Raw genomic sequence first — 12,607 nt, forward strand, 5'->3', positions numbered from 1 at the left:
CGGCGGGTCCGCTACCTCGCGGATGCGCCGCGCGTTCCACGGGAATGCGCATGTCTGAACGCCCTCCACAAGAGCGCGTGTTTTGCCTGGCGGGCGGCATCGTTGCGATGCCGCCCGCTTTTGCATATCCGGAAAGGTTGACCGACTGCGCGAAGCAGCCGCGTGCCAATAGCGGCGTGCGCGCAACAACAATGGTTTATAGCCATACTTTCAGAATAATTACTTTGCTAAACTGGCGCCGGTTCTTGCCAAGGAGATCAAACATGAAGGTTAAAAAAGCTGCGCTGTTGCTCGCGACTCTCGGACTGTTTACGGTTGGCGCGCACGCGCAAGACGCTGGCACGCTGAAAAAAATCAAGGACACGGGCGTCATTTCGCTGGGCCATCGCGAATCGTCGATTCCGTTTTCTTACTACGACGACAAGCAGAATGTCATCGGTTATTCACAGGAATTCGCGCTGAAGGTGGTTGACGCGGTCAAGCAGAAGCTCAACGCGCCGAACCTGAAAGTGAAGCTGATTCCGGTCACGTCGCAAAACCGTATTCCGCTCGTGCAGAACGGCACGGTCGACATGGAATGCGGCTCCACCACGAATAACGCGGAGCGCCAGCAACAGGTGGCGTTCTCGAACACGATCTTCGTGATCGGCACGCGTCTGATGACCAAGAAAGACTCGGGCATCAAGGACTGGGCCGACCTGAAGGGCAAGACGGTCGTCACGACGGCCGGCACCACGTCTGAGCGCCTGCTTCGCAAGATGAACCAGGACAAGAACATGGGCATGAACATCATCAGCGCGAAGGACCACGGCGAGTCGTTCCTGACGCTGTCCACCGGCCGCGCCGCTGCGTTCATGATGGACGACGCGCTGCTCGCCGGCGAGCGCGCCAAGTCGAACAATCCGGGCGATTTCGTCATCGTCGGCGCGCCGCAGTCGCATGAAGCTTACGGCTGCATGCTGCGCAAGAACGATCCGGAGTTCAAGAAGGTCGTGGACGAAGCAATCGCGAAGGTCGAAACTTCGGGCGAAGCCGACAAGATCTACAAGAAGTGGTTCGAATCGCCGATCCCGCCGAAGGGCCTGAACCTGAACTTCCCGGAAAGCGACGACATCAAGGCGCTCTTCAAGGGCCCGAATGACAAGGCAATCGATTAAACCTTAGCTGTTTTTTTGAAATGCTGAATGAAACGGAAGAGGCCGCGCGCTTCTTCCGTTTCTTTTTGCTGGAGTCTTGGTCATGTCATATCACTGGAACTGGGGCATTCTGCTGAGTCCCGTCTCCACCGGCGAGCCGACCACTTACCTGGGCTGGCTGCTGTCGGGCTTCTGGGTGACGATTACCGTGTCGCTGTCGGCATGGGTGATTGCGCTGATCGTCGGTTCGTTGTTCGGCGTGCTGCGCACGGTGCCGAACAAATGGGCGTCGGGCATCGGCACGGTCTACGTCGCGATTTTCCGCAACATTCCGCTTATCGTGCAGTTCTTCATCTGGTATCTGGTGATACCGGAATTGCTGCCGGTGTCTATCGGCACGTGGTTCAAGCAACTGCCGCCAAGCGCGCAGTTCTTCTCCGCTTCTATCATCTGTCTGGGCCTCTTCACCGCCGCGCGCGTGTGCGAGCAGGTGCGCTCGGGCATCAACGCGTTGCCGCGCGGCCAGCGCGCCGCAGGCCTTGCGATGGGCTTCACGCAATGGCAGACGTACCGCTATGTGCTGCTGCCGGTTGCATACCGGATCATCGTGCCGCCGCTCACCTCCGAGTTCCTGAACATCTTCAAGAACTCGGCGGTCGCCTCGACCATCGGTCTGCTCGATCTTTCCGCGCAGGCGCGGCAGCTCGTCGACTACACGTCGCAGACGTATGAGTCGTTCATCGCCGTCACGCTCGCGTACGTGCTGATCAATCTGGTCGTGATGCAACTGATGCGCTGGATCGAAGCCAAGACCCGGTTGCCCGGCTATATCGGAGGCAAGTGATGCACCATTTCGACTGGAGCGGTATTCCGGGCGCACTGCCTACGTTGTGGACCGGCGCCGTCGTCACCTTCAAGATCACGCTGATCGCGATTGTGATCGGCATTATCTGGGGCACAGTTCTCGCGATGTTGCGGCTGTCGTCGTTCAAGCCTTTCGAGTGGTTCGCGAAGGGCTACGTGACGATTTTCCGTTCCATCCCGCTGGTGATGGTCCTGCTGTGGTTCTTCCTGATCGTGCCGCAGGTGCTGCAGAACGTGCTCGGGCTGTCGGCGGATATCGACATTCGTCTCGCGTCGGCGATGGTCGCTTTCTCGCTGTTCGAAGCGGCGTATTACTCGGAGATCATTCGCGCGGGCATTCAGGCAGTGCCGCGCGGGCAGGTCAACGCGGCGTTCGCGCTCGGCATGGGTTACGGTCAGGCCATGCGCCTGATCGTGTTGCCGCAGGCCTTCCGCGCAATGGTGCCCTTGCTGCTCACGCAGGGCATCGTGCTCTTTCAGGATACGTCGCTCGTCTACGTGATCAGCCTCGCCGACTTCTTCCGCACCGCCACTAATATTGGCGATCGTGACGGCACGAATGTCGAAATGGTACTGTTCGCGGGCGCGTGTTATTTCGTGATCTGCGTGATTGCGTCGAGCCTCGTCAAAGGTCTTCAGAAAAAGGTCGCAAGATGATCTCTATCAAGAATGTTTCGAAGTGGTACGGCCAGTTTCAGGTGCTGACCGACTGCACGACGGAAGTCAAAAAGGGTGAAGTGGTCGTGGTGTGCGGGCCGTCGGGTTCGGGCAAGTCCACGCTGATCAAGACCGTCAATGGCCTTGAGCCGTTCCAGAAAGGCGAGATCGTCATCAACGGGCAATCGCTGACGGACAAGAAAACCAATCTGTCGAAGCTGCGCTCGAAGGTCGGCATGGTGTTCCAGCACTTCGAGCTGTTCCCGCATCTGTCGATCGTGCAGAACCTCACGCTCGCGCAGATCAAGGTGCTCGGCCGCTCGAAGGACGAAGCGGCGGCGAAGGGCCTGAAACTGCTCGATCGCGTCGGCTTGCGCGCGCATGCGGACAAGTTTCCGGGGCAATTGTCGGGCGGTCAGCAGCAGCGCGTGGCGATTGCGCGCGCGCTCTCCATGGACCCCATCGCGATGCTGTTCGACGAACCCACGTCGGCGCTCGATCCGGAAATGATCAACGAAGTGCTCGACGTGATGGTCGAACTCGCGCAGGAAGGCATGACCATGATGTGCGTGACGCACGAAATGGGCTTCGCGAAGAAGGTCGCGCACCGCGTGATTTTCATGGACAAGGGCTTGATCGTCGAAGACGACCGCAAGGAAGACTTCTTCGCCAATCCGAAGTCCGATCGCGCGAAGGATTTCCTGGCGAAGATCCTGCACTGAGGTCGCGACTGCCGCTGCCGCATGTTGTGCGCGGTGGCTGGCGCGTCAGACAAAAAAGCCGCTCGAAAGAGCGGCTTTTTTTGCTTTCGGCTAGTCACGCGTCGTTGCGGCCGCGACGTGCTTCACGACTCGAACGCCGCCGTGTCGTCCGCTGCTTCGAGATCGACTTCGAGCTCCGCAACAGCGGGTGCGGCCGACGCCGAAGCTGCAATCGTGCTCGCCGAAGCAGACGCATCCAGAGCCGGATTGCGCAACTTTTCGAGCACTGAGGCCGGCACCGGCACATTGACACGGCCAATCACGTCGCCGTGCTGGAACATCAGCAGATCGCCGGGCGCAAACGCGGTCCACACTTCGTTGTCGGTGAGCGGCTGCGTTGCGATCACCGCGACGCGATCCTCGGGCGTCGTGTACTTGGCGAAGTCGATCGAGACGTCGGCATCGACAAGATGCGCGGTCGAAAAGGGCCAGCGCCGCACGATGTAATGCAGATGCGTCGAGCAATGCGCGAACAGAGCCTGGCCATTCGACATGAGGAAATTGAACACGCCGAACTTCGTGATCTCGCGCGTGAGCGTTTCGAGCGCGGCGAACAGTTCGTTGAGCGGCGGTTGTTGCGCGCCGGGAAAAGCTTTGCGCAAACCTTCGAGCAGCGCGCAAAAAGCGAGTTCGCTGTCGGTTGTGCCAACCGGCTGATAGACGCCCGAGAGCACCGGCGAATAGTCTTTCAGGTCGCCGTTGTGCGCGAAGATCCAGTGCCGCCCCCAAAGTTCGCGCATGAACGGGTGGCAGTTTTCCAGCAGAATGTGTCCTTGCGTCGCCTTACGGATATGCGCGATGGTGTTCTTCGATTTGATCGGATAGCGCTTGACCATTTCCGCGATCGGCGAGGTCGCCGACGATTGATGGTCGATGAACAGGCGGCACGCTTTGTCTTCGAAGAAGGCGATGCCCCAGCCGTCGGCATGGTGATCGGTGACGCCGCCGCGCGCCGCAAAGCCGGTGAACGAGAACGTGACGTCCGTCGGCGCGGCGCAGTTCATTCCTAGAAGTTGGCACATGTTGCGGGTAAGCCTGTGAACGGGGCGAGCCGTTACAATGATGATTTTCCAAGCATATCACCGAGCCAGAAGCGCCAAATAGCGAAATTGACGTGTATTCAGGCCGCAACACAACGGTTTGAACTCATCGTCGGCGCTTTGCCCGCATTGTTCATTCGCCGCAGTTTCCGTTCCCCTCTCGCCATGACCGCTCCCAACGCTTCCACCGACTCCCGCGACTCCATCACGCTAGCCCGCCCGGACGACTGGCACCTGCACGTGCGCGACGGCGCCATGCTGGCGGCGGTGTTGCCGGATACCGCGCGCCAGTTCGGCCGCGCGATCATCATGCCGAACCTGAAACCGCCCGTCACGACTACGGCGATGGCGCAGGCGTACCGCGAGCGGATTGTCGCCGCCATCCCGGCGGGCGCGAAATTCGAGCCGCTGATGACGCTGTATCTGACCGACAACACGCCGCCCGACGAGATTCGCCGCGCGCGCGAAAGCGGCTTCGTGCACGGCGTCAAACTTTATCCGGCCGGCGCGACGACGAACTCGGACGCGGGCGTGACCGACATCACGAAGTGCGCGAAAACGCTCGAAGCCATGCAGGAAACCGGCATGCCGCTGCTCGTGCACGGCGAGGTGACGGATTCGTCGATTGACCTGTTCGACCGCGAGAAGGTGTTCATCGACCGGGTCATGACGCCGCTGCGCCGCGACTTTCCGGCGCTCAAAGTGGTGTTCGAGCACATCACCACGAAAGACGCGGTCGACTACATCCGCGAAGCCGGCGCGTCGCCCGACCTGCTGGGCGCAACGATTACCGCGCACCATCTGCTGTACAACCGCAATGCGATTTTCCAGGGCGGCATTCGCCCGCATTACTACTGCCTGCCCGTGCTGAAGCGCGAGACGCATCGCGTGGCGCTCGTCGAAGCCGCGACATCGGGCAATCCGCGCTACTTCCTCGGCACAGACAGCGCGCCGCATCCGAAGGGTCTGAAGGAGCACGCGTGCGGCTGCGCGGGCTGCTATACGGCGCTGCACGCGCTTGAGTTGTACACCGAGGCTTTCGACAAAGCCGGTGCGCTCGACAAGCTCGAAGCCTTCGCGAGTTTCCACGGCGCGGATTTCTACGGTCTGCCGCGCAATGCCGAGAAAGTCACGCTGCGTCGCGAGGAATGGACGCTGCCGGCGGAGTTGCCGGTCGGCGATACGCCGGTGGTGCCGCTGCGCGGCGGCGAGTCGATTGGTTGGCGCCTGGTTTGAGGCGTGCCTGAGATGCCGGAGCGTGAGGCCGGGCCGGGGAGTGTGTGCGATTCCGTGCGCGAAACAGTGCGCAAAAGCGCGTCACAAACCGCGCTTGAAACCGCGAGCGAGCCTGTAAACAATTCCGTGCGTGACACGCCGGGCGGGCAGGGCGCGAGCGCCGCAACGTCCGGCAGCAGCGGAACCCGGCCACTCCCGGCGCCTTCGCCGGACGCGCCGTCCGGCTTTGCCGCGATCGACTGGTCGAAGCCGTGGTTCGGGCAGTTCGCCGCGCGCGGCCAGCGCTGGCAGCGCGCCGCGCTCACGAGCTACGCGGCGCTGCTCGCCGAAATGAACGCGGACGCCGCAGAGACACGCCAGGTGACGGGCCGCGGCCAGCGGCTCGCCTTCATAGCGCAGGACGACTTGCCGCCTGGCGCCGCGTATGAGGCGCACATTGCGTCCACCGGCTGCGTGCCGACGCGGCACAATCTGCACGACTTCTTCAACGCGTCGATGTGGTTTGCATTTCCGCGCATCAAGGCGGCGCTCAACGCGCGGCAGTCGGCGGCCATCGACCTGCTGGGCGTCGGCCCGACGCGCGGCGGCGTGAGGGACGCGCTGACTTTGTTCGACGAAAACGCGCTGTTGTTCGCGTGCGCCGACCCGGCGCTGAGCGCCGCGCTGCGCGGCTTCGACTGGCGCACCCTACTGGTGGAACGGCGCAACGCGTGGGGCGCGAGTTGCGAAGTACGCTGCTTCGGCCACGCGCTGCTGGAGAAACTCATCGCGCCATTCAAGGCCTGCACGGGGCACGCGTGGATCGTCGACGTGCCGCCCGCTTACTTCGAATGGGACGCCGCGTCGCGCGACGCATGGCTCGACGAGGCCGTCAGCGCGGCTTTGCTGAGCACCGAAGCGCTCACGAGCCGGCTGTTCGCGCCGCTTCCGGTGCTGGGCATCCCCGGCTGGTGGCCGGAGAACGAGGAGCCCGCCTTCTACGACGACACGTCGGTGTTTCGCGCCGGCCGGCGCGCAGATGGTAAAATCGGCGGCAGCAAAGCAGGCCAGGCAGTCGCGGCCTCGGCGGTTTCACGAGTTGGAGCCAACGAGGGCGAGGAAAGTCCGGACTCCACAGGGCAGGGTGATGGCTAACGGCCATCCGTGGCGACACGCGGAACAGGGCAACAGAAAGCAAACCGCCGATGGCCCGGCGCAAGCCGGGATCAGGTAAGGGTGAAACGGTGCGGTAAGAGCGCACCGCGGCTGCTGCAAGGCAGACCGGCACGGTAACCTCCACCCGGAGCAATTCCAAGTAGGCAGGCGCGCATCTTCGAGATGCAGGGCGGGGCCCCCGTCTCGTCTGCGGGTAGGAAGCTTGAGCGCGTCAGTAATGGCGCGCCTAGAGGAATGGCTGCCACGCGCGTCGCGTCTTCGGACGTTGCGCGTGCACAGAATCCGGCTTATCGGCCTGCTTTGCCACCTCATAAAAAATGCCGGCGTCTTTTGGCCGCCGGCATTTTCATTGGTGCAACCGGAGGGCCGGTGAGCTCTGGCTTGCGAGCGGCGCCTTGCAGACCGCCACGCTCCATGCCCGCTGCGCGGCGCTCAGTTCGCCACGATATCAAACGAATGCGTCAGTTCCGCCGTCTTCGCGATCATGATCGACGCCGAGCAGTATTTGTCGTGCGACAGGTTGATCGCCCGCTCCACGGTCGCCGGATTCAGATTCTTGCCCGTCACGGTGAAATGGAAATGGATTTTCGTGAACACTTTCGGGTCTTCGCTGGCTCGCTCGGCCTTCAGCGTGACAGAGCAACCGGCGATTTCCTGGCGGCTTTTCTTCAGGATCATCACGACGTCGTAGGCGGTGCAGCCGCCTGTGCCTAGCAAGACCATTTCCATTGGACGCGGCGCGAGATTGCGGCCGCCGCCTTCCGGCGCGCCGTCCATCGCAACCAGGTGGCCGCTGCCCGTCTCGGCCGCGAACGCCATCCCGTCTTGTCCCATCCAGCTTACTTTGCATTCCATGCTGTGCTCCACCGCGCTTCGCTATGTCGAGACGGCATTGTAGCCCGGCCTCTCAGTGTCCGCCCGGGGCGACTTCCGTGCGAAATTATGCACAATCGCAGCTTGCTTGTTGCGGCGCGGCATGGTCGGCTAGTGCTCGGGCACGGCGAGCATTTAGGAGTCTTACTCTGGATCCCGCCCTCGGCGCGGCGCGGTGACGGGCCGGACCGATTGATCTGCGGGCGTCGCGGGTAACCATCTTGATTCGCTGGTCGAATCCACATTATGAAATGCGATTTCGCGATGCAAATGTTCTTGCGTTGCACAAGAATGCTTCATATAATTGACCCATCGGTTGCAGCAGTGCGCAACCTCCGCTGTCTCCTCCACCTCCTCCTTTGGTGGATTAAACCCGAACCACTTGTGTTCGGGTTTTTTTTCGCCCCATTGCGCGTTGGTTGCCACGCTCCGCGAGGCGCGCCTCAGGCAGATTTTGCGTGAAGTCCCGTACATTTTGACTTGACGTCACAAATTCCTTTATAATTCAGGGCTTTTCCGCATCCGCGCCCGCGGAGGAAGAACAGGGAGAGCCTGCACGCGCCTCGATGCGCACACTACAAGCAGGAAAAAACACATTGGGCGCAGCAATTTTTTTGGATCGATCATGAAGACGTTTTCCGCAAAAGCCCATGAGGTGGCGCGCGAATGGTACGTGATTGACGCGACGGATAAGGTTCTCGGGCGTGTCGCCAGCGAAGTGGCACACCGTCTTCGCGGCAAGCACAAGCCTGAATTCACTCCGCACGTCGACACCGGTGATTTCATCATCGTTATCAACGCCGGCAAGCTGAAGGTCACGGGCAACAAGACTACTGACAAGAAGTACTACCGTCACTCGGGCTACCCGGGCGGTATCTACGAAACGACGTTCGGCAAGATGCAGGAACGCTTCCCGGGCCGCGCGCTCGAGAAGGCGGTCAAAGGCATGCTGCCGAAGGGCCCACTCGGCTACGCGATGATCAAGAAGCTGAAGGTCTACGCTGACGCAACGCATCCGCATTCGGCGCAACAGCCGAAGGCGCTCGAGATCTAAGGGGAGCCCACATGATCGGTAACTGGAATTACGGCACGGGCCGCCGCAAGAGCGCCGTCGCACGCGTGTTCATCAAGGCAGGCAAGGGCGACATCGTTGTGAACGGCAAGCCTATCGCCGATTACTTCTCGCGCGAAACGTCGCTGATGATCGTGCGTCAGCCGCTGGAACTCACGAACCACGCTGCCACGTTCGACATCAAGGTCAACGTGACGGGTGGCGGTGAAACGGGCCAAGCCGGTGCGGTTCGCCACGGCATTACCCGCGCGCTCATGGACTACGACGCAACGCTGAAGCCGGAACTGTCGAAGGCTGGCTTCGTTACGCGTGACGCTCGTGAAGTCGAACGTAAGAAGGTCGGCTTCCACAAGGCACGTCGCCGGAAGCAATTCTCGAAGCGTTAATTCGTTTCGGGTGCGAACCGGCTCTTGGCCGGAACGCAGCAAAAGCCGCCAACGCTGTCGCGAAGGCGGCTTTTTTATTTTCCGCGGTAACGGGCGGATGCTGACGCCGATCCGGCGTCCTGGACGTCGCCGTACCCAACCGTCGACGCAGCCATACTCCATCGAGCAGCGAATTCGACGCCACCGAGCGCCGTTTCTGGATAAACCCACCGCGCGAACGCCCGCGCGCTCCTGCCGTCAAACCGGATTCCTGTAAGAACCCATTGATTCTGTGGGCTTCGGCACGATATTGAGATCAGCCCTACAATAGCGGTGAGAAGCTTTCTGGAGAGTTCGAATGAACGCAGTCACCGAAACACCCGTGACCGAGATGCCGGCCCCCTTCGTTTTCACCGACGCAGCGGCTGACAAGGTCAAGCAACTGATCGAAGAAGAAGGCAATGCGGACCTGAAACTGCGCGTTTTCGTGCAGGGCGGCGGCTGCTCGGGCTTTCAGTACGGTTTTACGTTCGACGAAGCCGTGAACGAAGACGACACCGTCATGAACAAGAGCGGCGTGCAATTGTTGATCGACTCGATGAGCTATCAGTATCTGGTCGGCGCTGAGATCGACTACAAGGACGACATTAACGGCGCGCAATTCGTCATCAAGAACCCGAACGCGACCACGACTTGCGGTTGCGGTTCGTCGTTCTCGGTTTAAAAGCCGGCCAGGCAGCATATTGCCAGGAAACGGGGCTGCGGCCCCGTTTTTTGTTGCCTACGACGCCCGGCGCAACTCGGCTCCCGCTCGCCCGAAATCAGGCGTCAGCGCGGATAAATTGCGCCGAGCACGCGCGGGGCGCTTGCCCCCGTCACGGCCGGCAGACTGCCCGGCAGGCGCGCGATGCAGCGCATGGCAAGCCACGCGAACGCGAGCGGCTCGACCTGGCTTGGCGGCACGCCGAGCGCGTCGGTGGTCATAACCGGCACGCCGCGCACACCGCTGTCTTCCAGCGCCTGTTGCAAGGCCTTCATCACCTCCGGATTACGCGCGCCTCCCCCGCAGACATAGACCGCTCTCGCGTCCGACGCATGTCGCTCGATTTCTCGCGCGATCGTTACCGCAGTTAGCGCGACGAGCGTCGCCTGCACGTCGGCGGGCGCGAGTCCGGCGAACGGCTGCAGCTTTGCGTCGAGCCATTGGGCGTTGAACAGATCGCGCCCGGTGCTCTTGGGCGGCTGCTGCACGAAGTACGGCTCGTCGAGCAACGCGTTCAGCAGCGAGCGGTCCACCTGGCCACCGGCCGCGAAATGCCCGTTTTCGTCGAAAGGCTTGCCGAGGTGGCGCTGCGCCCACTCGTCGAGAAGCGCGTTCGCGGGCCCGCAATCAAAACCGCGCACGTTGCCGGTCGCATGCAGGATCGTGATATTGCTGATGCCGCCCAGGTTGCACACCACACGCGTCTCGTCTTTTGCACCAAATATCGTCGCGTGAAAGGCGGGCACGAGCGGCGCGCCCTGGCCGCCCGCGGCGACGTCGCGGCTGCGAAAATCGGCGACCACGTCGATATGCATCATCTCGGCGAGCAGCGCCGGATTGTTGATCTGCCGCGTATAGCCCTTTTCCGGCCGATGTCGCACCGTCTGCCCGTGCACACCGATCGCGCGCACCTCGGCGGCGGACACATGGCCGCCGCGCAGCAGTTCGTGGCAGCACACCGTATACCGCGTGGCGAGCGCATTGGCGGCGAGCGCCTCGCGTTCTATTTCGTTCTCGCCCGGCTGTTGCAGCGCGAATAGCGCTTCGCGCAAGCCTGCGGCGAAATCGACGAATGCCTCGGCCAGCACCACGGGCGGCTTGCCCTCGGCGAAGCGCACGGCTACGCCGTCCACGCCGTCCATGCTGGTGCCGGACATCAGTCCGAAATAGACGCCGTCTGCGGAGTCTTGCGCCAAGTTACTGCTCCTGTCGATGTTTCGTTTCGAGTTCAATGCTGCGTCCTGGTCGCTCGTTTGCGAAGTTGTAGCAGATTATCGACGCAAGCGCGGCCGAATATGAAGCGCGTCGCCGCGTTTGCGCGAGCCGGTGGCCGCGGATTCTCGACGCTCGCCCGCGCTCGCGACGGCTTTGACGGGCGCGGCGGCGCGCATCTATGGGACAATCTGTTTTTTTCGCGACTTCACGTTTCCAGCATGAGCACCGAGTCCAACAAGCCGAACCCCGCACCCGCCTTTCCGATCACCGACGAAGTCCGTCATGCCCTCGCCGTCACCAAGCGGGGCGTTGACGAATTGCTGATCGAGGAAGAATTCGCGCAAAAACTCGCGAAGAGCGCGGCCACCGGCACGCCGCTGCGCATCAAGCTCGGGCTCGATCCGACCGCGCCTGACATCCACATCGGCCACACGGTCGTGCTGAACAAGATGCGCCAGTTGCAGGACCTCGGTCACACGGTGATTTTCCTGATCGGCGATTTCACGTCGCTGATCGGCGATCCGTCGGGCCGCAACGCCACGCGCCCGCCGCTCACGCGCGAACAGATCGAATCGAACGCGAAGACGTATTTCGAGCAGGCCGCGCTCGTGCTCGACCGCGAGAAGACCGAAATCCGCTACAACAGCGAATGGTCGATGCCGCTCGGCGCCGACGGCATGATCAAGCTCGCGTCGCGCTACACGGTGGCGCGCATTCTCGAGCGCGAGGACTTCACCAAGCGTTTCCAGAGCGGCGTGCCGATCTCGATCCACGAGTTCCTGTACCCGTTGATGCAGGGCTACGACTCTGTCGCGCTCAATGCGGACCTCGAACTCGGCGGCACAGACCAGAAGTTCAATTTGCTGGTCGGCCGCGAATTGCAGAAGCAGTATGGCCAGGAACAGCAGTGCATCCTGACAATGCCGCTGCTCGAAGGGCTCGACGGCGTCGAAAAAATGTCGAAGTCGAAGAACAACTACATCGGCATCAGCGAAAAGCCGACGGACATGTTCGGCAAGCTAATGAGCATTTCCGACACGCTGATGTGGCGTTACTTCGAGCTGCTGTCGTTCCGTCCGATGGACGAGATCGCTCGCTTCAAGGCGGAAACCGAAGCGGGCCGCAATCCGCGTGACTTCAAGGTCATGCTCGGCCAGGAAATCGTCGCGCGTTTCCATTCGCAAGCTGACGCCGAACGCGCGCTGGAAGACTTCAACCACCGCGCGAAGGGCGGCGTGCCGGACGATATTCCGGCGGTCGCGCTCACGGGTGCGCCGCTCGCCATCGGCCAGTTGCTCAAGCAGGCGAACCTCGTGCCTTCGACGAGCGAAGCGCTGCGCAATATCGAGCAGGGCGGCGTGAAGATCGGCGGCACTACGGTGTCGGACAAGGGCCTGAAAGTCGAGGCCGGCGAGTACGTCGTGCAGGTCGGCAAGCGCCGCTTTGCGCGCGTCACGCTGACGGCCTAAG

12 protein-coding genes, 1 other RNA gene and 1 pseudogene are annotated in these 12,607 nt (G+C 61.9%); 11 read left to right on the forward strand and 3 right to left on the reverse strand.

The genetic code is table 11. The features are described from left to right. The first annotated feature begins 263 nt into the window (after positions 1-263). The 4 genes from A3AC_RS0127075 to A3AC_RS0127090 all read left to right on the forward strand — a co-directional run bounded on the left by A3AC_RS0127075 (position 264) and on the right by A3AC_RS0127090 (position 3,379). Positions 264-1,157, forward strand: coding sequence for a glutamate/aspartate ABC transporter substrate-binding protein (locus tag A3AC_RS0127075; RefSeq protein ID WP_025602553.1), 894 nt, complete (start codon positions 264-266; stop codon positions 1,155-1,157). 82 nt (positions 1,158-1,239) lie between these two features. Then, the gene (locus A3AC_RS0127080; protein WP_025602554.1) at positions 1,240-1,980 is read left to right on the forward strand and encodes an amino acid ABC transporter permease; all 741 of its coding nucleotides are present in this window, start codon (positions 1,240-1,242) and stop codon (positions 1,978-1,980) included. Next, positions 1,980-2,657: a glutamate/aspartate ABC transporter permease GltK gene (gene gltK, locus A3AC_RS0127085; RefSeq protein ID WP_025602555.1), complete on the forward strand. Its 678-nt coding sequence runs from the start codon at positions 1,980-1,982 to the stop codon at positions 2,655-2,657. Before A3AC_RS0127080 ends, gltK begins: the two co-directional genes overlap by 1 nt. Further along, complete coding sequence (locus tag A3AC_RS0127090; protein WP_013340469.1) at positions 2,654-3,379, forward strand: amino acid ABC transporter ATP-binding protein; 726 nt, start codon at positions 2,654-2,656, stop codon at positions 3,377-3,379. Before gltK ends, A3AC_RS0127090 begins: the two co-directional genes overlap by 4 nt. Before the next feature lie 122 nt (positions 3,380-3,501). Here A3AC_RS0127090 and A3AC_RS0127095 read toward each other — a convergent pair whose 3' ends face one another. Beyond that, positions 3,502-4,440 (reverse strand): class II glutamine amidotransferase, encoded by a 939-nt coding sequence (locus A3AC_RS0127095; protein WP_084515592.1) that lies wholly within the window; start codon positions 4,438-4,440, stop codon positions 3,502-3,504. Between the two features lie 183 nt (positions 4,441-4,623). On the opposite strand from A3AC_RS0127095, the gene pyrC reads away from it, so the two are divergent. The 3 genes and pseudogenes from pyrC (at position 4,624) to rnpB (ending at position 7,155) form a co-directional block, all read left to right on the forward strand. Then, positions 4,624-5,694 carry a dihydroorotase gene (gene pyrC / locus A3AC_RS0127100; RefSeq protein ID WP_025602557.1) on the forward strand — a complete coding sequence of 357 codons (1,071 nt, stop codon included), beginning with the start codon at positions 4,624-4,626 and terminating at the stop codon, positions 5,692-5,694. 234 nt (positions 5,695-5,928) lie between these two features. Further along, positions 5,929-6,708: pseudogene (locus tag A3AC_RS0127105) on the forward strand (DUF3025 domain-containing protein); the annotation flags it as partial. Positions 6,709-6,732: 24 nt separating this feature from the next. After that, positions 6,733-7,155, forward strand: an RNA gene (gene rnpB, locus A3AC_RS29730) — RNase P RNA component class A. Positions 7,156-7,281: 126 nt separating this feature from the next. On the opposite strand, the gene A3AC_RS0127110 is transcribed toward rnpB, so the two are convergent. Continuing rightward, positions 7,282-7,704 (reverse strand): OsmC family protein, encoded by a 423-nt coding sequence (locus tag A3AC_RS0127110; protein ID WP_025602559.1) that lies wholly within the window; start codon positions 7,702-7,704, stop codon positions 7,282-7,284. 643 nt (positions 7,705-8,347) lie between these two features. Between A3AC_RS0127110 and rplM the strand changes: the two genes are divergently transcribed. From rplM to erpA, 3 genes are all read left to right on the forward strand, one after another. Next, entirely contained in the window at positions 8,348-8,776 is a 429-nt protein-coding gene (gene rplM, locus A3AC_RS0127115; RefSeq protein WP_013340465.1) for a 50S ribosomal protein L13, read from the forward strand. Positions 8,777-8,787: 11 nt separating this feature from the next. After that, a complete protein-coding gene (gene rpsI, locus A3AC_RS0127120) occupies positions 8,788-9,180 on the forward strand; it encodes a 30S ribosomal protein S9 (RefSeq protein WP_013340464.1) in 393 nt (130 codons plus the stop codon). 337 nt (positions 9,181-9,517) lie between these two features. Continuing rightward, the gene (erpA, locus tag A3AC_RS0127125; protein WP_013340463.1) at positions 9,518-9,883 is read left to right on the forward strand and encodes an iron-sulfur cluster insertion protein ErpA; all 366 of its coding nucleotides are present in this window, start codon (positions 9,518-9,520) and stop codon (positions 9,881-9,883) included. A 104-nt stretch (positions 9,884-9,987) separates the two neighbouring features. Here the strand turns inward: erpA and A3AC_RS0127130 are convergent, their stop codons facing one another. Continuing rightward, positions 9,988-11,118: an anhydro-N-acetylmuramic acid kinase gene (locus A3AC_RS0127130; protein WP_025602560.1), complete on the reverse strand. Its 1,131-nt coding sequence runs from the start codon at positions 11,116-11,118 to the stop codon at positions 9,988-9,990. A 237-nt stretch (positions 11,119-11,355) separates the two neighbouring features. On the opposite strand from A3AC_RS0127130, the gene tyrS reads away from it, so the two are divergent. After that, a complete protein-coding gene (gene tyrS / locus A3AC_RS0127135; RefSeq protein WP_025602561.1) occupies positions 11,356-12,606 on the forward strand; it encodes a tyrosine--tRNA ligase in 1,251 nt (416 codons plus the stop codon). Position 12,607: the final 1 nt, after the last annotated feature.

This window comes from Burkholderia sp. WSM2230 (genome assembly GCF_000472445.1).
Lineage (GTDB): Bacteria > Pseudomonadota > Gammaproteobacteria > Burkholderiales > Burkholderiaceae > Paraburkholderia.

Coding starts and splice junctions, on each gene's coding strand:
- A3AC_RS0127075 (WP_025602553.1), top strand. CDS start 264: ATGAAGGTTAAAAAAGCTGCGCTGTTGCTCGCGACTCTCGGACTGTTT.
- A3AC_RS0127080 (WP_025602554.1), top strand. CDS start 1,240: ATGTCATATCACTGGAACTGGGGCATTCTGCTGAGTCCCGTCTCCACC.
- gltK (WP_025602555.1), top strand. CDS start 1,980: ATGCACCATTTCGACTGGAGCGGTATTCCGGGCGCACTGCCTACGTTG.
- A3AC_RS0127090 (WP_013340469.1), top strand. CDS start 2,654: ATGATCTCTATCAAGAATGTTTCGAAGTGGTACGGCCAGTTTCAGGTG.
- A3AC_RS0127095 (WP_084515592.1), bottom strand. CDS start 4,440: ATGTGCCAACTTCTAGGAATGAACTGCGCCGCGCCGACGGACGTCACG.
- pyrC (WP_025602557.1), top strand. CDS start 4,624: ATGACCGCTCCCAACGCTTCCACCGACTCCCGCGACTCCATCACGCTA.
- A3AC_RS0127110 (WP_025602559.1), bottom strand. CDS start 7,704: ATGGAATGCAAAGTAAGCTGGATGGGACAAGACGGGATGGCGTTCGCG.
- rplM (WP_013340465.1), top strand. CDS start 8,348: ATGAAGACGTTTTCCGCAAAAGCCCATGAGGTGGCGCGCGAATGGTAC.
- rpsI (WP_013340464.1), top strand. CDS start 8,788: ATGATCGGTAACTGGAATTACGGCACGGGCCGCCGCAAGAGCGCCGTC.
- erpA (WP_013340463.1), top strand. CDS start 9,518: ATGAACGCAGTCACCGAAACACCCGTGACCGAGATGCCGGCCCCCTTC.
- tyrS (WP_025602561.1), top strand. CDS start 11,356: ATGAGCACCGAGTCCAACAAGCCGAACCCCGCACCCGCCTTTCCGATC.